At 45.0% G+C, this 22866-nt stretch carries 21 protein-coding genes; 18 read left to right on the forward strand and 3 right to left on the reverse strand.

What is annotated here, in order from left to right:
* Positions 1-473 precede the first annotated feature (473 nt).
* The 6 genes from A7D23_RS04670 to A7D23_RS04695 all read left to right on the forward strand — a co-directional run bounded on the left by A7D23_RS04670 (position 474) and on the right by A7D23_RS04695 (position 5826).
* Positions 474-749 (forward strand): metalloregulator ArsR/SmtB family transcription factor, encoded by a 276-nt coding sequence (locus tag A7D23_RS04670; RefSeq protein WP_141690642.1) that lies wholly within the window; start codon positions 474-476, stop codon positions 747-749.
* A gap of 33 nt (positions 750-782) precedes the next feature.
* A complete protein-coding gene (locus tag A7D23_RS04675) occupies positions 783-1784 on the forward strand; it encodes a permease (protein WP_019225334.1) in 1002 nt (333 codons plus the stop codon).
* Between the two features lie 45 nt (positions 1785-1829).
* The gene (locus tag A7D23_RS04680; RefSeq protein WP_019225335.1) at positions 1830-2069 is read left to right on the forward strand and encodes a thioredoxin family protein; all 240 of its coding nucleotides are present in this window, start codon (positions 1830-1832) and stop codon (positions 2067-2069) included.
* Between the two features lie 190 nt (positions 2070-2259).
* Positions 2260-3381: a sensor histidine kinase gene (locus A7D23_RS04685; RefSeq protein ID WP_019225336.1), complete on the forward strand. Its 1122-nt coding sequence runs from the start codon at positions 2260-2262 to the stop codon at positions 3379-3381.
* A gap of 17 nt (positions 3382-3398) precedes the next feature.
* Entirely contained in the window at positions 3399-4037 is a 639-nt protein-coding gene (locus tag A7D23_RS04690; RefSeq protein WP_015042641.1) for a response regulator transcription factor, read from the forward strand.
* A 40-nt stretch (positions 4038-4077) separates the two neighbouring features.
* Positions 4078-5826 carry an MBL fold metallo-hydrolase gene (locus A7D23_RS04695; protein ID WP_068883383.1) on the forward strand — a complete coding sequence of 583 codons (1749 nt, stop codon included), beginning with the start codon at positions 4078-4080 and terminating at the stop codon, positions 5824-5826.
* Positions 5827-5832: 6 nt separating this feature from the next.
* Here A7D23_RS04695 and A7D23_RS04700 read toward each other — a convergent pair whose 3' ends face one another.
* Positions 5833-6423, reverse strand: a complete 591-nt coding sequence (locus tag A7D23_RS04700; protein ID WP_015042643.1) for an HD domain-containing protein — start codon at positions 6421-6423, stop codon at positions 5833-5835.
* Between the two features lie 202 nt (positions 6424-6625).
* Here A7D23_RS04700 and A7D23_RS04705 point away from each other — a divergent pair, with 202 nt between their 5' ends.
* The 8 genes from A7D23_RS04705 (at position 6626) to A7D23_RS04740 (ending at position 13557) form a co-directional block, all read left to right on the forward strand.
* Positions 6626-7369, forward strand: coding sequence for a DnaD domain protein (locus A7D23_RS04705; protein WP_019225338.1), 744 nt, complete (start codon positions 6626-6628; stop codon positions 7367-7369).
* 445 nt (positions 7370-7814) lie between these two features.
* Positions 7815-8738 (forward strand): ATP-binding protein, encoded by a 924-nt coding sequence (locus A7D23_RS04710; protein WP_336570953.1) that lies wholly within the window; start codon positions 7815-7817, stop codon positions 8736-8738.
* Between the two features lie 157 nt (positions 8739-8895).
* Positions 8896-9450: a hypothetical protein gene (locus A7D23_RS04715; protein ID WP_019225339.1), complete on the forward strand. Its 555-nt coding sequence runs from the start codon at positions 8896-8898 to the stop codon at positions 9448-9450.
* 198 nt (positions 9451-9648) lie between these two features.
* Positions 9649-10215, forward strand: coding sequence for an ANTAR domain-containing protein (locus A7D23_RS04720; protein ID WP_019225340.1), 567 nt, complete (start codon positions 9649-9651; stop codon positions 10213-10215).
* Positions 10212-11216, forward strand: a complete 1005-nt coding sequence (locus tag A7D23_RS04725; RefSeq protein WP_019225341.1) for a phosphodiester glycosidase family protein — start codon at positions 10212-10214, stop codon at positions 11214-11216. Before A7D23_RS04720 ends, A7D23_RS04725 begins: the two co-directional genes overlap by 4 nt.
* Complete coding sequence (locus tag A7D23_RS04730; protein ID WP_019225342.1) at positions 11213-12283, forward strand: hypothetical protein; 1071 nt, start codon at positions 11213-11215, stop codon at positions 12281-12283. Before A7D23_RS04725 ends, A7D23_RS04730 begins: the two co-directional genes overlap by 4 nt.
* Positions 12284-12317: 34 nt before the next feature.
* A complete protein-coding gene (locus tag A7D23_RS04735) occupies positions 12318-13022 on the forward strand; it encodes a hypothetical protein (RefSeq protein WP_026071838.1) in 705 nt (234 codons plus the stop codon).
* A 130-nt stretch (positions 13023-13152) separates the two neighbouring features.
* Positions 13153-13557: a ferritin-like domain-containing protein gene (locus A7D23_RS04740; RefSeq protein ID WP_019225344.1), complete on the forward strand. Its 405-nt coding sequence runs from the start codon at positions 13153-13155 to the stop codon at positions 13555-13557.
* Between the two features lie 10 nt (positions 13558-13567).
* On the opposite strand, the gene A7D23_RS04745 is transcribed toward A7D23_RS04740, so the two are convergent.
* Positions 13568-14800: a mechanosensitive ion channel family protein gene (locus tag A7D23_RS04745; RefSeq protein ID WP_019225345.1), complete on the reverse strand. Its 1233-nt coding sequence runs from the start codon at positions 14798-14800 to the stop codon at positions 13568-13570.
* A 28-nt stretch (positions 14801-14828) separates the two neighbouring features.
* Positions 14829-17699, reverse strand: coding sequence for a UPF0182 family protein (locus A7D23_RS04750; RefSeq protein ID WP_019225346.1), 2871 nt, complete (start codon positions 17697-17699; stop codon positions 14829-14831).
* Positions 17700-17896: 197 nt separating this feature from the next.
* Here A7D23_RS04750 and trxB point away from each other — a divergent pair, with 197 nt between their 5' ends.
* The 4 genes from trxB to A7D23_RS04770 all read left to right on the forward strand — a co-directional run bounded on the left by trxB (position 17897) and on the right by A7D23_RS04770 (position 22865).
* Positions 17897-18811, forward strand: coding sequence for a thioredoxin-disulfide reductase (gene trxB / locus A7D23_RS04755; protein WP_019225347.1), 915 nt, complete (start codon positions 17897-17899; stop codon positions 18809-18811).
* Between the two features lie 90 nt (positions 18812-18901).
* Positions 18902-19327 (forward strand): LysM domain-containing protein, encoded by a 426-nt coding sequence (locus A7D23_RS04760; RefSeq protein ID WP_019225348.1) that lies wholly within the window; start codon positions 18902-18904, stop codon positions 19325-19327.
* 413 nt (positions 19328-19740) lie between these two features.
* Positions 19741-21768, forward strand: a complete 2028-nt coding sequence (locus A7D23_RS04765) for a penicillin-binding transpeptidase domain-containing protein (RefSeq protein WP_019225349.1) — start codon at positions 19741-19743, stop codon at positions 21766-21768.
* A gap of 38 nt (positions 21769-21806) precedes the next feature.
* Positions 21807-22865: a M20/M25/M40 family metallo-hydrolase gene (locus A7D23_RS04770; protein WP_034361939.1), complete on the forward strand. Its 1059-nt coding sequence runs from the start codon at positions 21807-21809 to the stop codon at positions 22863-22865.
* The last annotated feature ends 1 nt before the right edge of the window (position 22866 follow it).

Here is a 22866-nt window from a genome sequence, read left to right on the forward strand (position 1 = left end):
CTCATTCCTCCCTCGGAATGAGGAGTCCTAGAGAATTTGCTCAAGCAACTGAAAACCAACGAGATTCCGTCGCATAAAGTGGATTAACCTCTAAATAGAATTTGCACTGAGTTTGGGGTAAGGTCACCTTCTTCAAATTGACGACAGTGCTCACCAATCTGGCACATATCCATCCGAAGCTGAAAGAAGAAAAAAACTAATCAGCTAAAAGCCTAAGACTAATTTGTTTTTATCTGGTTATTGATCATCGCTTAATCGACCTTTTCATCTACTCGCTACAAGTTTCCAGTTCACCAGTGCTTTAGGTTTACTTAGGTTTTCTGCGATTTGCCGGATATTTATATGCCATAGACATTGACAAGTATCAATGTCTTGACTAATATATAAACATATTGATGTTTATCAATATATAAACCTACAACAGGGGCGGTTGAATTGAATTGGAACAAGATTATCAAGCTTATGCCTTAGCGATGAGAGCATTATCTGATGAAACAAGATTGAAAATATTTGACATGTTGGGCAATGGGGAACTATGTGCTTGTAAGATACTCGAAGCGTTCAACATAACCCAATCCACGCTTTCTTATCACATGAAGATCTTATGTGAAAGCGGTCTGGTGAATGGCAGGCGGGATGGCATCTGGATGCGGTATTCTATCAATGAAAGTAAACTTGAAGTCATTGCCGGCTTTTTAATAAGGTTACAAAAATCATATGTAACAAAAAGTAAAAAAAATAACTATTGAATTAAACAAATAAACAGCAAGAAGGTGACTTAGATGGTATTTGAATGGCTAAACAACCAATTGCTCAGGATGGAATGGCTTTCAAATTTGGTAAAGCGCTTGGTTGAGAATGTATTAGGGCTTAGTATCCAGGATCGCTGGGGAGGCGGTCTCCATTTTTTTATCTATGACGTTCTTAAAATATTTATTTTGCTAGCCGCCCTGATTTTTGTCATTTCTTATGTCCAAAGCTTTTTCCCGCCGGAAAGAACCAAAAAAATACTCGGCAAGTTTAACGGTATTTCAGGAAATATTTTAGGCGCTTTACTCGGTACGGTGACGCCTTTTTGCTCCTGTTCTTCCATTCCGCTTTTTATTGGCTTTACCAGCGCAGGGCTTCCCATTGGTGTTACTTTCTCCTTCTTAATATCATCCCCCCTTGTGGATTTGGCTTCGGTGCTTTTGCTGGCAAGTATCTTTAATTGGACCATTGCCATTGCCTACGTTGTCGTTGGTTTGATTCTGGCAGTGATCGGCGGAACCGTGATTAGCAAAGCAAAGCTGGAAAAGTATGTAGAACCGTTTGTATTCAGCAATAAAATGCCGAAAATAGAACCGGAGCGGTTAACAACTCGGGAAAGACTGGATTTGGCTAAAGATCAGGTTCGTGATATTGTGAGAAGAGTGTGGGTCTATATTCTAATAGGTGTCGGTATAGGCGCTGCGATTCACAACTTCATTCCTGAAAATATCATTGCCTTACTTCTGGGTCAGGACAAATGGTATTCGGTATTGCTGGCTACTTTGGTAGGGGTCCCGATGTATGCAGATATTTTTGGGACACTGCCGATTGCGGAAGCGTTGGTGGCCAAGGGCGTTGGTCTGGGAACTGCTTTATCCTTCATGATGGCTGTAACTGCACTTTCTCTGCCGTCTTTGATCATGCTCAAGAAAGTCGTAAAAATGAAACTACTCGTCATATTTGCAGGGATTGTAACCATTGGTATTCTTATCATCGGCTATACATTTAATGCCTTGGGATATTTGCTCATGTAAGGGGTTATAATATTTGAATTTTCAAGTAAAAGGAGCGTATTAAATATGATGATTAAAATTTTAGGATCTGGCTGCAAAAATTGCGTTACCCTTGCTGAAAATACCAGAATTGCTTTGGAAGAAGTGGGCCTTGCTGCCGAAGTAATCAAAGTTACCGATATTCAAGACATCATAGCCTATGGTGTGATGTCCACACCAGCCCTGGTTATTGACGAAAAGGTGGTATCTTTTGGGAAAGTTCTAAAACCCAAGGAGATCGTAAAGATTTTAGAAACTGCTCGGTAGAAAAAAGATGCTATCAATCTCATAAAATAGTTTTGTGTGATTAAAAGCGAGTACAATTCAAAAAGTACTCGCTTGTTTTTAGCGGAATAGCGTGGATAGTTTTATTTTTGTCCGCCTTAAGTAGGAAATATCAAGAAAATGTCGAATGAGATATTAATTGACTCATAAATGATTATTGAGGAGTCACGCTATGGATAAATTAACTGTTGTCTTTGAATCAACGCTCAACGCAATCGAGAACGGTAAAGAAGAAATATTTGACATCTATGAGATGACCCGCAACGAAATACAGCGGTTAAAAAAAGAACTGGAATTTATGCGCAGGGAAATTGAAGACACCATCAAAATGGTGGATACCCAGTTTATGAAAGAAAAACGCTTCCGTCGGAAGCTGATGGAAGTCAACAAGAACTTCGATAAGTTCAATGAGAAGCAGATGCTCGAAGCGTATTCGGAAACGAAGGATGCACAGGTAGAGCTGCAACTACTCCAGGCGAAAGAGCTTCAGCTGCGTTCCCGCAGGGATGACATCGAAAGAACGTTAAAAAATTTGGATATCACAGTGATTAAGGCTGAGGATCTGATGAGCCAGGTCAGTCTTGCCCTGCGGCTTTTAAAAGAAGGAATCAGTGAGATCAGTCAGTTCTATAGCAGTGACCAGAGAAAAGAAACAGCTTTTCAGATCATCAAGGCTCAGGAAGAAGAACGCCTGAGGGTCGCCCGTGAAGTCCACGACGGTCCCGCCCAGAGTCTGGCCAACATTGTTCTGCGTCTGGAAATAGCCGAGAAGCTTCTGGAACTTGATCACCGCCAAGTAAAAAAAGAATTGAAAGAACTGAATATGCTGGTCAGGGATAATCTGAAGGATATCCGCAGAATCATTTTCGGACTCAGGCCAATTCCTTTAAATGGGGCGGGAATTGTTGATACCATCAATCATTATATGAAAAACTTTGAAAAAACGTATGGGCTGACCTGTGAACTTATCGTGGAAGGACAAGAAAGGGAGCTTGATTCCTCCGTAGAAGTAGCCCTTTTCCGATTGGTTCAGGAAGGGATGACCAATGTGGCTAAACATGCGGAATCCCCGAAGTGCAGGGTTCATTTGAATTTTCAGGATGACAGGATTGTCGGTCAGATTATCGATGATGGTAAAGGATTTGATATCAGCAATGGCTTGGATAATTCCGGTGCCCATTTCGGCTTGATTGGAATTAATGAGCGAATTCAGGCTTACTCCGGACAATTATCGATTCAATCAGAACTGGGCAAGGGCACTGTTGTTACGTTTAACATTCCATATTCTGAATAAAGGAGGAAAGGATCAAGATGATAAGGGTTGTAATTGCCGATGATCACCCGCTTCTCAGGGAAGGATTACGAAGAATTCTGGAATTTGAAGAAGGCATTCAGGTTGTATCCGAAGTTGGAGATGGTCAAGGGGCAATTAATATGGCGAGGAAGACGCCGTTTGATGTTCTGCTGATGGATTTGAATATGCCTGGGGTAAATGGTCTTGAAGCCTGTAAAGTCATCAGAAGGGAATTCCCGAACATTGGGATTTTAATTCTCACTGTTGATGACTCGGATGAAAAGGTGTTCCAGGTATTACAGCTTGGGGTGGCTGGATACCTGCTGAAAGACGTTATACCGAAAGCCCTGGTTGATTCCATCCGCAAAGTATATGCTGGAGAACCCATTCTGTCCCCGTCGGTAACAGGCAAACTGCTTGGCCAGCTTTCCAATCCGAACAGTCCAAAAGATCATTTCGGATTAAGCAACAGGGAAATGGAGATACTTACCTATGTGGTCAAAGGCTCGTCAAACAAAGATATTGGCTTAACTCTGTTTATAAGTGAAAAAACAGTAAAAAATCATCTTTCCAGTATTTTTAGAAAACTAGAGGTTGAAGACCGCACCCAGGCTGCTTTGAAAGCAGTGAAGACGAAACTTATTACTCTGGAATAAATTTTTTTGTGGCTTCAGAAGGCTGCAGAAGGGAATACGAATGAAGCTTTGTTTTTATGGTGCCAGTCAGACTGTGACGGGGTCCTGTTATTTGCTGGAAACAACAGATACCAGAATCCTGATTGACTGTGGAATGTTTCAGGGTTCCAAGATCATGAAAGAACTGAATTACGGCGCGTTTCCTTTTGATCCCAACCTTCTTGACGCTGTGATTTTAACGCACGCCCATATTGACCATTCCGGGCTTATTCCGAAGCTCATCAAAAAAGGTTTCAGCGGGCCGATCTATGCGACGACGGAAACCATAGAACTATGTTCTGTGATGCTGCCGGACAGCGGGCACATCCAGGAAATGGAGGTCACCAGAAAAAACCGCAAGCACAGCAGGACGGATGCTCCATTAATCGAACCGATTTACACGGTTGAAGATGCGGTGAATGCTCAAAAGCACTTTGTCGGGGCGGCCTATAATCAAAAGACCGCGATCTCGCAATCGCTGTCCTTTCAGTTTGCCGATGCCGGGCATATCTTGGGCTCGGCCCATGTCATTGTCAGCGTCAAAGAAAACAACACGACGAAAACCATTGCATTTTCCGGGGATATCGGGACTTCCGGTCAGCCTTATGTCGAAGATCCTGAAGGGATTAAAGAAGCGTGTATGCTTAAGGATCCTGATGGTATACGAGATGCCTGTATGATTGTGATGGAAACAACCTACGGCAACCGGATTCATCCGGATAAAACCAATCGAATGGAAAACCTGGCCAGGGTCATTAATAATGCCCACCAAAAAGGCGGCAATATTATCATTCCGGCTTTTGCCATAAATCGGACACAGGATCTTTTGTACTACCTGCGCAAACTTCAAGATGACAAAAAAATTCCGGTAATGCCGATTTACATCGATAGTCCGCTGGCTGTTGCAGCGACGAGAATATTTGGGCGGAATACCCGGAATTTTGATCAGGAAACCAAGCAGCTGCTGGAGGCGGGACAAAGCCCGTTTGCCATGCCGAATCTTCATTTGAGTGAAACCGCGGAGGATTCGATCCGGCTGAATGCGATACAGGGCGGCGCGATTATTATTTCGGCTAGCGGGATGGCTGATGCCGGAAGAATCAAGCATCATTTAAAACATAATCTGTGGCGGTACGATGCCACGGTCATCTTTGTCGGTTATCAGGCCCAAGGGACACTTGGCCGGTTTTTAACTGACGGTGCCAAAGAAGTGACTATCCATGGAGAGAAAGTCGCGGTCAACGCCGAAATCGTTGCGTTCCAAGGTTTTTCAGCGCATGCGGACCAGAATGAATTGCTGGCCTGGCTTAAAGCCGCCGGCGGCAACGCAGAGCATCTCATCCTGGTCCATGGCGAAGATGATGCGATTCAGGCGTTTTCATCTCTGGTCCAGCAAAAATTCGGGATTGCATCAATCATTCCGGAACTGGGTGAATGCCTGGAGATAGCGGACGGTGAAATCAAGCGTCTGAAGCCTTCCAAGCCCTGGCTAAAGGAAATTGAAGATAGGATGGGTTATCCTGCGCCTCAGGAATGGCAGTCACATCTGTCCAAATCTGTTAAGCAAAGATCTTCAGAAGAAGGATCAGGGGGAAGAGCCTTCAAACGCCGGAGAAAAGTTCTGCTTTCCGAAGCAAACAGAGCCTATACAAAACTACGCAAAGACCTGAAACTATTCATTGATAGGAGCAATGAGCGCAAAGACTATGAAAACCTGATTGATACCTTTGAGAGCATTTCTGATCTTTTAAAAACAAGAATGAAACGGTAAAACGAATCAGATCCAGGCATACTCCGAGGTCTGACGCTTAATCCCTGACAGAAAACGCATGATCTCTTCGCGCCGTTTGACAGCAATTCTCCTGCCGGTCTTGGAGTACACTTTTTTGGGCAGTGCTTCAGCAAAGGTCTGCGCCCGCATTAAAGCCTCATCGGGACTCGGGATCAGCTCGTCCTGTCCGACAAGGCTCAGTAGTTTCATTAATCCGATGTTTCCGAGATTATCGAGGATATTGGCGTCCCTTAAATAAATAGCCTCGTCACTGTTCCCCGGCTCGGAATAATACATGTGGCATTCAATGGCGTCCAGAATTTTTGCCAGTTTTTCCTGCTCAAAGTGATAGCTCTTCAACAGGTTCATCGCGACGCCTTTTGATCTGAGGGTATGATCGACGTTGGGAAGCGCGTACATCGGGTACTTTCCCGTATCGTGAAGCATTGCAGAAATATAAAGTACTTCATCATTCAGGTTGAGATGCTGAGATAATTCTTTGGATAAATGATAGACCCGCTGACAGTGTTTCCAGCCAAGAGCCGGATGGGCACCGGATTGGTTGATAATTTGAAATAGTTCTTTGGAGATATCCATATCTTGCACCACCTTTCTGTTAAGTATTACGGCAAAAAAACGCAAAAGTCCTTCCAATACATGGAAAAAATGTCGTCAAAAAAATTGTTTTTCTTCCTAAAATCTTTAGGATTTCAGGACAGTAATAGTGTAATATATAGAATAGTAGCAATAATGCCAATAATTTTTTTCTAACATCAATGAATGGTATGAGGTGGTAGCATTGTCAAAAAACAAGGTATACGGGGGCTTTTGTCAAGCTCTTTTATTTTCCGGTTCTGTTTCAATTCCTGATTTTATTCTTAATCATTATACGGAACTTGGAATCGGTCACAAGGAAATGATGCTGATAATTCATATGATGACTGAGTCAAGTACGAACAGTGATCGTATTGAGGAACAGATCACCAAGAAAATGGGACTCTCGCTTGAAGAATACAATATCATGATCCAGAATCTTCAGACCAGGGGACTGCTTTCTGTCAATAGCCGCAAAGCGAAAAAAGGCACGAACCGTGAATATGATTTCAGCGGGCTGATCGATCAGTTATTGGAATTATGGGGAATCAATGAGTTTAAGCAGATGTCCTCAGGCAGTGAACGTAATGGCAAAACGAACACAGAGAATATGCCGGACCTTTCTCAGGCTAAGCTGACTTCGCTGTTTGAACAGGAATTAGGGAGGCCGTTAACCGGTCTGGAGTGTGAACATATTGAAAAATGGCTGATGGCCTCGTATTCCGAAGAACTGATAATTGAGGCTTTACGAAGAGGCGTTGGCGCCGGGATCCGGAGTTTCCGCTATCTCGATTCTATTTTAAGAGAGTGGGAGAAGAAGGGGATCAAAACGCGTCTGGAAGTCGAGGCTGAGGATCAGAATTTCCAGTCCAGACAAAACAGGAAAAATGTCAAGCCGTTGAAAGGCTTACCAAAAACGAAAAGCAAATATGATAATATTTATCTTTAGTACTGTGTTCTTAAATTACATGCACAAATTATTGAATTAACCTTTTGTATATTGTCCATTATGTTAGGGTTAGTCTGTAGGCCACAGACTAACATAATTTCTTAAGGCTTGTCTGCGCGCCACAATTCCGCTTTCGGCCGTTGCGTCCTCCGTGACGCGTCGCTCCTTGCCATCCATGGCATTGCGACATTAGGCCATCCGTGGCCGTCAAAAGGCCGCGCTACGCACTCCATGCTCCGCTTGACGCTGGAACTGTGGCACGCAGACTAATAACAAGCATGTTAGGGCTTGGCTGTGATCCCCAGACTGATTATTGGCTTAGACAAGCAGGTCTGATCGTCGGAATGTATCTCATTATTTGTGGGGTTATTTTAAGAACATTTTCTCGCATGTTAAAATGGTATTTGAAACATAAGTAGATAGAGATCATTGAAAGGTAACGAGATTGTTGTCAGAGGAGGGATTTGATCTGGAAAGAACGGATCGTATCATGGAGAGAGTGCTGCCGAATCAGGGAAACGCGAACATTGAAGATCGGACTGGAATCCAGACTACAACGGATCTAAATCCAGTCAATCAGCAGAAAACGGAGTCAAAGGTTCAGTTAAATATTCAGCCTGAAATGAATACCGAGTCTGGTGCCGTATGCCCGCTCTGCGGAGACAGGGGGATCATCCTGAACGGGGATACTGCGGTACCCTGTTCGTGTATGGAGAAAAAGAGGATTGTAAACAGCTTTAAATATGCACGTCTGTCCAGGGAGCTGATGAACTGCCGTTTTGAAAAATTCAGCCTAGAATACTATCGGAACACCCAGCAGGATCAGGAAGATTACCTGAATGCCCAAAAAGCACTGAGGGCCGCCAGGGAGTTTGTAAAAAATGTCCGGACAAATCCCCATGAAGTCGGGCTGCTCTTCACGGGTTCCGTCGGAAGTGGCAAAACGTTTTTGGCAGCTTCCATCGCGAATGAGATTCTGGAAAATAATCACAAGCTGCTCTTTTTGATTGTCCCGGACCTTTTGGATGAACTGCGCGCTACATTCAGCAATAAAAGTGAAAATACGGAATACGACTTGCTGGATATTGCCAGAACCGTACCAATTTTGATTCTCGATGACCTGGGTGCGCATAATTATACCGAATGGTCCCGCAACCGGATCTACTCTATCTTGAATTACCGTATGAACGAGCAGCTGCCGACTGTCATTACGACCAATCTTGATTTTGATGAGATCGATCATTATTTGGGAGAACGGACCTGCTCCCGGCTTCTTCAGATGTGCAGGATTTTCCGCTTGTCTGCACCGCAGGACATCCGGATGCAGAATTATTTAAAACGGGAAGGATTAAAAAAGGATAAAAAATAAGAGTACAATCAGAAAAACGCTAAGATATTTTCCTAAGCTGTCTGCTTAAGGCGAATTTCCTCAAACCATAAGGATTTTTCGGGTATAAACCTATGCATGTCCATGAAAAGCATGCATAGGTTTTCTATTAGAAATGGTTTTATGGAGGTGCAGACACTTGGCTAAATTCTTCATTATTAAAAGAAGGTATTTGTTTGTCGGAGGACTGGTCATATTGGTTGCTCTTATTGGCCTTATGGGCAGCTTGATCGGAAATACGGAGATCGTTTCCACTCCGGAACAAACAGAACCTGAGATTAAAATTGTAAGTATTGATTTTGATCCTCAAATTGTCATCCGGGACATCACTTATGGGGAGGAAATGTTTAAGGGAGTTCAGATCCTACCGGCAAGTCATTTTAAAGTCTCTGCGATCATTCAAAACATGACCGAGAACACGATGACCAATGTGCCGGTTGTCCTGACCATTCAGTCCCTGGAAGATAAAAACAAACAGATCAGCAAGGAAGGGATTATACCGACACTGGAACCCGGAGCAACAGCTAAAATTGCCTTTGAAAATATTGAAGCATTAGGTGATGCAACCGGTAAGAGTGCGACGGCAGGCCAGCATGAGATGGTACTGGCGATCAAAGCCAATCTTGAAGGCGGTGCGTCTCAAAATACGGAAGCCAGGGTGGTTTTCAATGTCGATTCGTCAATAAAGTCCTGACTTTATCGAACCATGTAACCGTAGTAAAACAAAGTGTAAGGAAAAATCATTGCTTAGAAGCTTATAAATATAGTATCATTAAGTGCCTGGTACCTTGTTATCCAAAAAATTCTTGGTACAAAGCACTTATTTTTTTTTGCCTTGCCAAATAGTATAATAGAACTGTTGACCGATTTCTTGATGGAGTAAAGAGACTAAATGAAAAGAGCCATACTGATTAGCCAGGAAAAACAAATTAATGAATTGAATGCCATCCTGCCTTTAGCCAATTATCAGGCGATTGCAAGGACCGACAGCGGTATAGAGGCTCTGCGCATAGCGCAGCGGGTTGAGCCTGACCTGATCATTTGCGGAGGGGATATCCATGGGATTTCGCCGCTTGATCTTGTTCAGAATCTCGTACACGCCAATATTTGTCCGGTTATTTTCGTGCTTGATCAAAAGGATTATGTGAACCTGGATTTTGCGCTGAAAACCAATGTCCACCATATCATGACGGCTCCGCTCAGAGCGATAGATGTCGTCTCCGGGATTGCCCAGGCTGAACACCGGTTTAACAGAGAAATAGAACTGCGCAAAGAAATGAATAAATTAAATGATGAACTTAAAACAAGAAAACTGGTGTATCAGGCAATTTTAATCCTGATTGCAGCCGGGACGGATGAAGAAACAGCCTATGCCTCGATTCGAACAGAAGCGATGACCTCAAGAAAAACAATTCGGGCAATCGCTGCCGAAGTCGTAAAAGGAACGTGGAGACCTTGATAACAAAAAAACAATTTCTGATCCGGTTCATCGTTGGGAATATGTTGTTGTTCATCCTCTTAGGACCTTTCATTGTTTTTTACGGTCCTTTTCATTCGTTGACTTATGTTACAGTCAGTACGATTCTGTCGTCCCGCCATCCTCAAGTCGCGGATTTTTTTTTAGCGGATCAAAAAATTGCTGAGATCACTCAGAAATATGGAAATACATCAGTTACCGTGGAACCTGTCATCCAGCATATTGACCATCAAATTGTGGATGAAGAAAACGGGATCAGGCTAGAGAATATTCAAGGTAAATATTTTAAAGGCATTGTCATGCTCGTACGTAATCCTCTTCAGATTGAAGTAGCGGCTACCAAAGAGATTGGCGTAGCCGGACAACGCTTATCAGAACTGGTCACTGCGGAGGGTGCGGTAGCCGGTATAAATGGCGGAGGCTTTTATGATCCGAATTCTCAGGGGAACGGCGCTTATCCGGATGGGATCACCGTCAGGGATGGGCAGCTCATTCATGAAAACCTGAACGCAGAAAGTAGTGCGAATCTGATCGGTTTTAATAAGGAAGGCAAGCTGATCCTCCGGACAGTATCTGCCCAGGAACTCTCGTCCGGACTGATCGGGAACTTAGGGATTCAGCAGGCTGTCAGCTTCGAGCCAAACCTTATCCTGAACGGAGAGCCTCAGATCAAAGGTGACGGAGGTCAGGGCCTTGCTCCCAGAACAGGAATCGGGCAAAAAGCCGATGGTACGGTTGTTTTTGTTGTGATCGACGGCAGACAGCCTGAATGGAGTATGGGAGCCACACTACGGGATCTGATGAATGTATTTATAGAATACGGGGCTGAAAATGCAGTGAATCTTGACGGCGGTTCTTCAACGGAATTGTTCTATCAAGGTCGGATTATCAATCAACTGTGGAACATCTACGGTGAACGTTATATGCCTACAGCTTTTGTGGTCATGCCAGGAAAGAATCAGAGTGGGGTGGGGCAGAATTGAAAAGACGATGGATGATCTGGCTGATAATGCTTTCCCTGGTCTTACAGCTTGCTGTTTATGCGCTGCTGAACTGGAAAGCAGATCAGCTGTTAAACCCTTCTTTGCACATTAATCAGGTTTATGTTTTGAAGACGGATCTCAGTCAGGCTGATAGTTTCATGCTGTCATACAATAAAAAGTTTTTGGCTTATCAAACTGGACGTTATCTTGAAGTCATTGACTTGACGACCAACACGAAAATTTTTGCGGAGAGTCCGGAAAAGGACACGGCAAAGATTGTTGGCTTCGCTTGGCTTCCGGACCGGAACGGTATGGTCTATCTGATCAGGGAGCAGAACAAGAACGCCGTAACAAGCTTATATTCAGTGGATTTCAGCACCGGCTCTTCTGAATTGAACAGCTTTAAACCGATGCTGGACAGGGAATTAAGTCTTGCGGTCGATCAGGTGCTGCAAATTGAAATGTCGACGTATACGAACAAGCTATTTATCTTGTTTAAGGATGACAATCAGACTCACCAGTTGATTACAATGGATATTATGAAGACCCTGAACAGGGTGAATCAGCAGGGAGAAGAAATTCTAAACATTGCGGTTTCCAATAAATTCGGCAGCATCTATGCAGAGAGCAGAATGGGGATGAACAAGACGATTGATGTTTATCAGGCCGGCAGTAAGAATCATATTTCTGTTGATCCTGAAGATACGCTGCTTGGCTGTCGTGACGACAAAATCTATGTTGGCAAAATCAGCGGGAACATTCTTCAGGAGGTGACCGTTTATCAAGTACAGCCATCCGGCCCGGCGATGACGGAAACCGTGGTCTGGCAAGGGGAGATTCCGTATGCGGAGACAGAAACAAAAATCAGCAATACGAATCAGGTCATGATCAAAAGCAAGGGACGCCTGGACGTCATTTCCGCTAACGGTAAACATCAATGGCTGAGATTACCGGATGTGTCCGCCACAAAATCCAATACGGTCATCATCTTAGCTCCAACGGGTGATTTGTACCTGGAGCTTTTGCCGGGAAACGAGAAGTCTGTTTATTACTGGAGGGAAGTATAGTTCATGTCAATTTTAAAGTTAACGAGGTACCATGATGGAGAATATGCCTGAAAAGGTTTTAAATGAATATAACCGGGCCCGCTTAAATGAAGAAGCAGTCAATATAGAAAAAGTATATTTCTATAAAACAGACAAACGCGTCAATCCACGGCAGGAAGAGCCGTTCCTGTTAACGCGCGGGGAACTTCCGGTGCTGGTGTCCGCCCCGCATGCGGTCAGGCATTACAGGCAGAAAAAGATCCTGATGTCGGATCAGTTCACAGGCTCCGTTGTCTTCCTGTTAAACAAATTGACGGGATGCCATGCCATAGCAGCAACAAAGCTCTACGGTGGAGACCCAAATGCCGACAATCCCTGCATGTATAAAGACCGGATCGCCAGCTTCTGCTGTGAAAAGAAAGTAAAGGTCGTTCTGGACATTCACGGGGCTGCCCGGGAGAGAGATTTCGATGTGGACCTGGGCACGAATCAAAAGAAGAACCTGCTTGGCAAGGTGAATATTTTGGAAATCCTGGAACAAAACTTCCGGGATTTCGGCTTAGCCAGAGTTTCGACGGACTTTTTTGCCGCTTCCGGCGCGAATACCGTCTCCCATTTTGTCTCACACGAACTGGGAATTCCGGCAGTACAGATAGAGATCAACAAACATTACCGGGTTCCAGCTCAAAATGGCCCTGGATTTCACCGTCTAATGGGTGCCCTGGCGGAAAGTGTAAAAGAATTAGCCCGAATACTGTAAACAGCCTTCCCGGACGCTTAATCCTGGACGCTTAAAAATTTTCCGATCAGGAAAATAATAGCCAGGCACTTCCCCTGAATTAATCAGATAAAATAAACCAACAATGATTAAGTTGGGGGAGGTATTCAATATGGTTCCGGGTATGAACTCATTAGCTCAGGATTTAGCCAAGGCGATCAACGGAGAGTATAGTGCGATTGCCTGTTATGCGAAGCTGGCAGAAAAAGCGCCGAATCACGAAGAAAAAAAGCGGATCATGGAGATCCGCCAGGATGAAGTGCGCCATTATCAAATATTCTCGCAGATATTTACTGAAATCACAGGGGTAAACCCAAACCCTCAGATTACGGAGAAATGTCCTGCTGCTTACAGGGAAGGTTTGAAGTCCTCTTTTAAGGATGAGCAGGAGACGGTTGATTTCTATTTGGATGTGGCTGAAAAAACCCAGGATCCTTTTATTAAGGAACAATTCAAAAGAGCCGCCGCTGATGAGCAGAACCATGCCGTGTGGTTCATATCGTTTTTAAAAAGATAAGAAAAAGCAGTTACAGCCCCATATGCCGCAGATCGTAGCCGGTGGGGCTCTGATAAATCCGCAGTTCAAACTCCGGGACAATGGCCAGGATATGGTCAAAAATATCGGCCTGGACGGTTTCATAGCTTTCCCAGGATGTATCCTTGGTAAACGCATAGATTTCGATCGGAATCCCGTACTCGGTCACCGGAAGCTGACGTGCCATCCGGGTCATTTCCGGGTGGATTTCCGGGTGGTTTTCAAGATAGGTCTGAAGGTAGGCCCGAAATGTACCAATGTTGGTAAGTCTTCTGCCGTTTACGAGTTGAGCAGGATCAATGTTATGTTCCAGGTTGTATTTCTCGAGTTCCAGTTTTTTATTCTTGATATACTCAGAAAGATATCGGAATTCCTTGAACTTCTCCAGCATATCATCGGTGCAGAAACGGATGCTGGAACTGTCAATAAAAATGGACCTCTTAATTCTTCTGCCGCCGGATTCCTGCATACCACGCCAGTTTTTAAAGGAATCGGAGATCAGGGTATACGATGGAATCGTTGTAATCGTATTATCAAAGTTTCTGACTTTGACGGTGTTCAGGGAAATGTCCGTAACGTCACCGTCAGCACCGTACTTGGGCATCTCTATCCAGTCACCGATCCTGAGCATATCATTGGAAGACAGTTGAATCCCCGCTACCAGACCCAGAAGAGAATCCTTGAAGATCAAGAGAATGATTGCCGTTACTGCTCCAATTCCGCTTAGCAGAAGGAGAGGGGAACGGTCAATAATCGTAGAAATGATCCAGATGCCACCGATGATCCAGACGACTATTTTCAGGGCCTGGACGATGCTGCGGATCGGTTTGAAACGGGAAGCTTCAAAAGTCTGATAAATATCGTCAATCGCGTCAAGCAAAGCAAGCATGGCCAATGTGCCGGCCACGATGATGTAAATAATCGCTATTTTTTGAATGGAAACGGAATATTCCGGGAACAGTCCGGCTACGGCGTAGATTACAATTGCCGGGATCATATGCGCCAGGCGTCTGAAGACTTTCCTGCCAAGAAGCTTATCATCCCAGAGGATTTTGTTTCGATGGATGTAGAAAGCAAGGATTCGCAGGAAAACTTGCTTTGTAACGATGAAGGCCAAAATACTGATCAACAGAATCATAACCACCGCTGCAGCATTCGCGATCAGGACTGCAGCCGTTTCTTCAATTCCTTTGTAAATCAGCCATTGATCCAGATTGAATATCATACGCACTACCTTTCAAATGTGGATGTGCCTATCGGCCCGCGTTCACGGTAGCTTTAGCTGTATCTTTAGCAGAGCCGGCGGAGGCATTACCAGCATTATCATCCGTTGGAAGCGCCTGGCTGGTATCCAATCCGCTGTCCACAGTAAGGCCTTTGTTATTGATGGTTGTGAGCTGATTTTCCAAGGCGTCAAGCATTTCCCTAATCTGCTTAATCTGGTCCAGTACACTTTGCAGCTCTGTTTTCGTGGTATCTGTTGCATTTGTCTGATCAGGATTTCCTGCATTATCAACAGGCGTTTCCTGCAGCGTATCCAAAGATGGGATATAACGGCCAAAGATTTCCTTCAGTCCTTCTTCAAGCGTTTCGGTCATCGTAATCTTATCTTCATAGACGATAACCACGCGTTTCAACTCAGGAATACTGCTGTTGGTCGTGGACTGCAGATAAATGGGCTCCACAAACAGGAAATTCCCGCCAATCGGCAATACCAGGAGATTTCCCCTGAGAACGCTCGATCCTTTTTGGTTCCATAATGCAAACTGTTGGGAAATTACGGGATCCTGATCGATTCTGGACTCAACCTGGAATGGACCGTCAATCTCCATATTTTTAGGCATTTTATATAAGACGAGTTTGCCGTAATTCTCGCCGTCCATCCTGGCGGCGAGCCAAGCGACAAGATTATTCCGACTGTTCGTAGTACTTGAGGCCGGGGTAAAAGGCTGCATCAGTACAAATTCTTCGTTCGTTTCCCCGGGCAGTTTCATGATCACGTAATAGGGTTCCACATTTTGTTCCGATGAACCGTAAATTTCCTTTGCAACGTTCCAGGCATCTTCTTTATTATAGAATACTTTGGTGTTGGTCATATGAAACGTGTTCAGCATGTCACACTGGATTTTGAACATTGTTTCCGGATAGCGCAGGTGCGATTTTATAGAATAGGGCATTTCCGAAATACTTTTAAATACACCCGGGAAAATCCTTTGATAGGTCTGAAGAATAGGATCTTCTTTGTCGACCGCGTAGAAATCAACAGTCCCGTCATAAGCATCGACAACGACTTTAACGGAATTGCGGATATAATTAAAATCCTGGGTGGAGTATTTGCTGGAGTAAGGAATGCTGTTCGTTGTCGTATAGGCATCAATGATCCATTTAATCTTGCCGTTGTCAATGATTGTATAAGGATCGTTATCATAGGTCAGAAACGGCGCCAATTTCTTGGCCCGCTCCAGAACATTCCGGTACAGAAGAAGCTTGCTTTCCGAAGTTACTTCTCCGGCTAGATAAAAACGCGGGGTCATCTGATGAAGAGACAGCATCAGTTTGTTAAAGGCAGTAAATGGGATACCTGTCTTGCCGGTATAGCTGCTTTCCGCATTTTCATTGCCTAGGGGATAATCAAATTCTTTGGATTTGGTGTTGGCGACGACCCAGTCATTCGTCAGTTCGCCAAAGTAGATTCGCGGTTCGGTAATCTTCAGTTCCGTATAGTCTGTTTGCGGCGGCACATTGCTTACTGCAAAAGCAGGAAGCCCTTTGGTGGTGACAGCATTGGCGAACGAAGCGGTTAAGCCGAAACCATGCGTGTATTTAAACCGGGTGTTAACAAAGGTCAAGGCTTTCGGATCGAGGTCCTGAAGCGAAATTTCCCTCGCCGAGAGCATTACCTGGCGATATGTATCACCAATCTTGTAGCGGTCCACATCAATATCATTAAATTTATAGTACTGGCGTATCCCTTGTTTTTGCGCGTAGATCTGCTGCATGGGGCGGGGATCATTCAGGCGGATATTATTCAGCGTTCCGAGTTCGTTTTTTAAGTCTTGTGCAGTAACCGTCTCAACCCCGGTGTAATCCTGCTCCTTAATTTTATCCAAACCGTAGGCGTAGCGGGTCATTTGGATTTCACTGGCAATATACGGCGCTTCTTTTTGCAACTCGTTTGGAACGACAACCAGGGACTGGAGCATGCTAGGAAAGATACCGGAAGTGAAAAACGAAAAGACAATCAAAAACGAGACCGGCAGGGTCAACAAACGGGAATCTTTTCGGAAAAAAGCGATAAGGGAAAACAGGAAACAGACCAGGCTCACAACGACGAGGATTTTAAAGACTGGAAGCGAAGCGTAAATGTCGCTGTATCCGGCACCGACGACGTGACCTCGATGCGAGTAAACGATTTCATAGGCGCTGATATAGTAGCCAAAGCCTTTCAGCGCAAAAAGAAGGGTTAAAAGGATTCCAAGATGCCTTCTGGCTGTGGGACTGATTACAACAGCATCTTTCTTCCAAAACCGGATGGAATGGAAGCGGACGACCCCGGTCATAATATAAAAAAGCGCGGTAAACAGGGTTAAAATAAGGATTGGGGAGAAAAACGCGTTATAAATGGTCTCAAAGAAAGGAAGTTTAAACACAAAGAAACCAAGATCCTGATTAAACAGCGGGTCGGAATAATGAAAGGAAGAGGCATTCACAAAGGACAGAAAATCAAGCCAGCCGGTAAAACCGACGATGAAACTCACAATAATACTGACCACGGCAGATAAGACAAGCAGGGAAACGGTAACCCTGCGCGGACTGACAGCAGGCGGAAGATTGACCTCTTCGACCAGTCTGATCCTTTTGCGGAATCTTTCATTGTAAAACGTAGTAAACGCATGTCTTCCCGACATCAGTGTCACGAAAATCACTAAAAACAACATCGTTCCGTTAATGGCCTGAATGAGTACTTTGCTGAAGAACGGTGTCCAGAAAAGAGTTGCGTACCCTAAGTCGGTAAACCACAGCCAGTCTTCGTAGAATCCGCTCAAGGCCGAAAGCACAGCAATAATAATGATGAGTAAAACGAGTACCTTGAGAACAGGTTTAAAAATAGATTTTCCGCGCATATTTCCCTCCTGAGTTAAATTGTTCAAATCACAAAAAATATATGTAAACTTCTGCTTCATTTATTTTTTGTTGTTGGCAATATATTCATAGTTTATCATAAAATTCATCTTATTGGCTTCCTGAAAATAAATTTCTGAGCTATACTTTTAATAAACAAGAAATTAACCTGAGAATAAAACAAAAGGTTGGTGCAGCAATGTATGATCTGATTATTATCGGAGGCGGCCCCGCAGGGCTTACGGCGGCCATTTATGCGGCAAGGGGCGGATTAAAAACAGCAGTTGTCGAATCCATGATGCCGGGCGGGCAGGCAGCGGCAACAGAAAAAATTGAAAATTATCCGGGATTTCCGGAAGGGATTACCGGCTTCGATTTGATGAATGCTTTTTATAAACAAGCCATGAATCAGGGCGCCGAATTCATTTTCGAACCGGTCCTGCAACTGGATCTTCAGAAAGAAATGAAGACGGTTGTGACCGGACAGCAAACCCTCGAAGCGAAAGCGATGATCATTGCTGCCGGATCCAAGCCGCGTTTTTTGGGCGTAGCGGGAGAAGATACCTTTCACGGACGCGGCGTATCGTATTGTGCCACTTGTGATGGGGCGTTTTATAAAGGAAAGAAAGTCGCTGTCATCGGCGGCGGAAACGCCGCGCTTGAGGAAGGTGTCTACCTGACAAAGTTTGCATCTGAAGTCTATATTGTTCATCGCCGAAAAGAATTCAGAGCTTCGCAGATCGCAGCCCAGAGGGCGAAAGAAAACCCGAAGGTTAAGTTTGTCCTGGATAGTGTTGTCCAGGAGATCGCCGGTAAGGATAAAGTACAAAAAATAATTCTTAAGAATGCCGGTTCCGGGGCTGTGGAAGAAATCGAGGTTGACGGTGTCTTTATTTATATCGGCACCGAACCAAATACCAAGTTTACGTCAGAATACTTTGAAGTCGATCAATATGGGTATATTATCACAGATGCTTTGCTGAAAACAAATATTACTGGGGTCTATGCGGCCGGAGATATCCGTAATACCCCTTTGAGGCAGGTTGCAACCGCAGTCGGGGATGGAGCGCTTGCGGCAGTTCAGGTTGAAAAGTTTCTGGCGAAAATGGAATAGAAACACGTAAAAATAATCAGACAATTATTACCATGTACAGACACTTTAGCAGTGTTTCTCCATATCCTATAACAAAAAGGAGGTATGGAGATGTACTTCGGAAGAAAATCCGGCTATATGAATCAGCCGCCGGCTGTAAATATGATGAATCAGCCTGATATGACCGGTATGATGAATCAGCCTGAGATGACTGGTATGATGAACCAGCAGGATATGATGGGCATGATGAACCCGGAAATGATGTCTCAGTATGAACAGATGGGTCCTGAAGGCATGTATGCGGAGCAGACGCAGTCAGGGTATACCTGCGATCCATGCGGCTGTACACCTTATTATGAACACATGGAGGTTCATAAGCCGCTGCCGGAAGTTTATGTCGTTCAAAAAGGGGATACCGTTTACAAAATTGCGCAGAGATATGGACTGGATTGGCGTGAACTTGCTGGGTATAACCATCTAGGCAATCCCGATCTTATCTATCCCGGTGAAAGACTTTTTATTCCTCCCAGATATTAAGTGAATCATGTTCCCGCGTCAGGTGCGGAGGACAAAACCGGCAGCCGGATACACATTCAGGGCTCTTAAGGTGCACACATTCCGGCTGCCGTCTTTCTCATGAATTTTCTAGTGAATGCCGATAAACATGGGCATTTTTAATCATTATGATGATTGGTGGATGGAATGAATACGACATATAAGGAAGAATGCGCTTCTCCTCTTCTTGCAGCGCCAAAGACAAAATTTACATTGAATGCTTTCGTTTAATTGGGGGAGAATAGATTCAAGCTCACAGATCTTAGCAAGGTGGTTTTTATTTAATTGCCATCGATAGTTAAGATTATGTGAGCTTTTGATGTTTTGGATCTTATCAACTTGAAAACATATGGTAAAATAGAAGCAGAGCATCATGACAGGAAAGGAACAACACCGTGAAAAAAACGAAGCAGTATTTTTACCGGGAGTGGGTTATCTATGGCCTGCTCATCGGTTTGAGCGTTTTAATATTAGGAAGACTGTTTTACCTCCAGGTTATCAATTCCGCAGAGTTAAAGGCCAGAGGTGCGGATTTCCAGGCGATAAGACAGACCATGCTTTATGAGCGGGGAACCATTATGGATGCACAGGGCAATGTGCTGGCGAAAAGTGTGCCGGTGAAGGATGTCTATGCCGATCCGAGAATGCTGGATAAATCCATTGCCAAGGATAAAACGCTGACAAGCGAACAAATATTACAAAAAAAAGAAAAAATCGCTGAAAATATTGCGGCCATTTTGGGGGAAGATAAAAATGATATTCTTACCCTACTGCGAAAAGACTTGGCATGGGTCAGCCTGAAACGGCAGGTAGATATCAGTACGGCGGAAAAAATTAAAGAACTTGATATTCAAGGGATCGGCTTCAGTGATAATTATAAAAGAAGCTATCCGGCAGGGGAGATGGGAGCGGCGATCCTTGGTATTGTCAATATGGCTGGAGACGGGGTTGAAGGTCTGGAGTATTCCTACAACGCCGAGCTTAAAGGGGAAGCAAATCTAGAGAATCCGGTAGAAACGGATCAAAACAATGAGATTCAGGATAATGTACAGTCAGGGGACAATTTAACCCTGACCCTCGATTCCACCATTCAGCATCTCATTGAACACGAACTGGATGATATTGTCGCAGAAACCAAGCCACAGAGAGCGGTTATCCTGGCCATGGATCCCAAGACCGGCAAAATACTCGGTATGGGCTCCAGACCGTCCTATGATCCGAGCAACTATGCCTCCACCAAACCGGATCAAAGGAAAAACCTGGCCATCAGCATGATTTATGAACCCGGGTCCACGTTTAAAATCATCACCGGATCGGCAGCACTCGAAGAAAATGCCATTAATACGACCCAACTCTTCAAAGATCCGGGCTATTGGGTTGTCGGGGGCCGCAGGATCACAAACTGGGATTCCGACAAAAAGGCGCATGGCAACATTACTTTCGTCGATGGCATGAAGCTGTCTTCCAACGTTGTACTTGCCCAGGTCGGACAAAAACTAGGCAGAGACCTATTCTATACATACTTAAAGTCTTTTGGCTTCGGAAGTCTGACAGATATTGATATTTCCGGTGAAGAAAGGGGCCTTTTGATTGACAAGAGCAGGGTCAAAAGCCTTGAACTGGCGACCATGTCGTTCGGTCAGGCCAACCTTGTCACCCCGATCCAGCTCTTAACGGCGATCTGTGCGGTGGCCAACGGAGGCCAGCTCATGCAGCCGTATATTGTAGAAAACATTAAGAATAAGGACGGGGAGATCGTCAGTAAAACCCAGCCGAAGATTGTCCGTCAGGTTATTTCCAAGACAACCAGCAAGACCATGAGCGATATCCTCGTGAGTGTCGTAGACAGCGGTACCGGAAGCCGGGCTAAAATTCCCGGTATCAAAGTTGCCGGCAAAACGGGAACAGCCCAGAAAATTGATCCTGAAACCGGGAAGTACTCGGATACCGATTATATCGTCTCTTTTGTCGGCTATGCTCCGGCCAACGATCCAAAGATCGCCGTACTGGTCGTTATTGATACACCGCATGCACCGGTCATCCAGGGGGGAACACTCGGTGGACCACGCGTTAAAAATATTATCGAGGGCACTTTACAATATTATGGCGTGCCGGTTTCCGCTGAGACCCCGAGTGATCTTACCAAGGTTGACCCTGACGTTCTGGCGGAGCAAGCGGCCGCGAAAAATGGTAATACGGAAGCAGACAAGAACAGTCCCCCTGCCAGACAGGCTGGAGAAGGCGAAGTGCTTGTACCAGATCTGAAAGGACTGACCATCAGACAAGCCGGCGAATTACTAGGAAAACTGGATTTGCGCTATGAATTTGGCGGCAGCGGCCTCGCCTATAAGCAGTCACCGGAGGCCGGCAAAGTTGTCAATCGGGGAGATACGATCGAAGTTCTGTTTGGGACAGGTGAGTAGCTTCGATTGAGGGCTAACAGGGTACTAAGGAAAGGAAGATGCACGTGTTAAAAAATTCCTTCGAGCTTGCGCGGGAACTTACCTGTTCGTTGACGGAAATGACAGGTGTTTCCGGATATGAACAGGGTTTAAAAACAACACTTCAGGATATTTTTGCGCCACTATCGACAGAGACTTTCTCTGATTTTATCGGCAATTTCTATGCGGTTAAGAAAGGAGAGCACAGCGGGAAACATTCCGTAATGCTCGCTGCCCATATCGATGAGATCGGGTTGATGATCACCCATATTGATGAAAGAGGATTTTTACACTTTGCCACGCTCGGCGGAATTGACCAGAGAACCTTGCTTTATCAGGAAATCCTGGTACACGGAAAGGAAGATCTGCGTGGCGTAGTTTGCCTGGGATCTTCCCACAAGGACAGCAAGAAGCGGCAGACCCTCGATATAGAGGACCTGGTGATCGATATCGGTTTTAATGATGCAGCGGCAGCTCAAATGGTTAAACCGGGAGATATCGCCAGCATCAAAAGGGGCCCGCTGCAGCTGCTTAACGACAGAATATCCGGCAAAGCGCTTGACGACAGAGCTGGAGTCGCAGTACTGGCGGTATGCCTGAACGAACTGATGGGTATGAAACATCAGCATGATGTGGTAGCGGTCGCTACGGTTCAGGAGGAAGTGGGTTTAAGAGGAGGGCTTACCAGCTCGGAGCGGCTTTTGCCGTCGCTGGCAGTTGCCGTTGATGTGACGCATGCCCAAACGCTGGATACCAAAAGTCAGGTTTCCGCTGAACTGGCGAAAGGACCGGTGATCAGTCTAGGCCCGAATATCCATCCCTGGGTCTACGCCAGGCTCTCCGACAGTGCGCAGCAGAACAGGATTGTCTGTCAGCGGCAGGCAGTTCCAGGAGCGACAGGCACCGATGCCAGAGTGATTCAGCTGACCGGTTACGGCATACCGACCGGGTTGGTGTCCATACCTCTCCGGTATATGCATACATCCGTCGAGACGGCCTCGCTGCAGGATATTGTTGAATGCGGCAAGCTGCTGGCGTATTTCATTACATCGTTGCCGGAAGAATTGGAGGAAATCTAAC

The organism is Dehalobacter sp. TeCB1, assembly GCF_001707455.1.
GTDB classification, from domain to species: domain Bacteria; phylum Bacillota; class Desulfitobacteriia; order Desulfitobacteriales; family Syntrophobotulaceae; genus Dehalobacter; species Dehalobacter restrictus.

Coding starts and splice junctions, on each gene's coding strand:
- A7D23_RS04675 (WP_019225334.1), top strand. CDS start 783: ATGGTATTTGAATGGCTAAACAACCAATTGCTCAGGATGGAATGGCTT.
- A7D23_RS04685 (WP_019225336.1), top strand. CDS start 2,260: ATGGATAAATTAACTGTTGTCTTTGAATCAACGCTCAACGCAATCGAG.
- A7D23_RS04740 (WP_019225344.1), top strand. CDS start 13,153: ATGGTTCCGGGTATGAACTCATTAGCTCAGGATTTAGCCAAGGCGATC.
- A7D23_RS04745 (WP_019225345.1), bottom strand. CDS start 14,800: ATGATATTCAATCTGGATCAATGGCTGATTTACAAAGGAATTGAAGAA.
- A7D23_RS04760 (WP_019225348.1), top strand. CDS start 18,902: ATGTACTTCGGAAGAAAATCCGGCTATATGAATCAGCCGCCGGCTGTA.
- A7D23_RS04680 (WP_019225335.1), top strand. CDS start 1,830: ATGATGATTAAAATTTTAGGATCTGGCTGCAAAAATTGCGTTACCCTT.
- A7D23_RS04695 (WP_068883383.1), top strand. CDS start 4,078: ATGAAGCTTTGTTTTTATGGTGCCAGTCAGACTGTGACGGGGTCCTGT.
- A7D23_RS04735 (WP_026071838.1), top strand. CDS start 12,318: ATGGAGAATATGCCTGAAAAGGTTTTAAATGAATATAACCGGGCCCGC.
- A7D23_RS04720 (WP_019225340.1), top strand. CDS start 9,649: ATGAAAAGAGCCATACTGATTAGCCAGGAAAAACAAATTAATGAATTG.
- A7D23_RS04700 (WP_015042643.1), bottom strand. CDS start 6,423: ATGGATATCTCCAAAGAACTATTTCAAATTATCAACCAATCCGGTGCC.
- A7D23_RS04770 (WP_034361939.1), top strand. CDS start 21,807: ATGCACGTGTTAAAAAATTCCTTCGAGCTTGCGCGGGAACTTACCTGT.
- trxB (WP_019225347.1), top strand. CDS start 17,897: ATGTATGATCTGATTATTATCGGAGGCGGCCCCGCAGGGCTTACGGCG.
- A7D23_RS04670 (WP_141690642.1), top strand. CDS start 474: ATGAGAGCATTATCTGATGAAACAAGATTGAAAATATTTGACATGTTG.
- A7D23_RS04690 (WP_015042641.1), top strand. CDS start 3,399: ATGATAAGGGTTGTAATTGCCGATGATCACCCGCTTCTCAGGGAAGGA.
- A7D23_RS04750 (WP_019225346.1), bottom strand. CDS start 17,699: ATGCGCGGAAAATCTATTTTTAAACCTGTTCTCAAGGTACTCGTTTTA.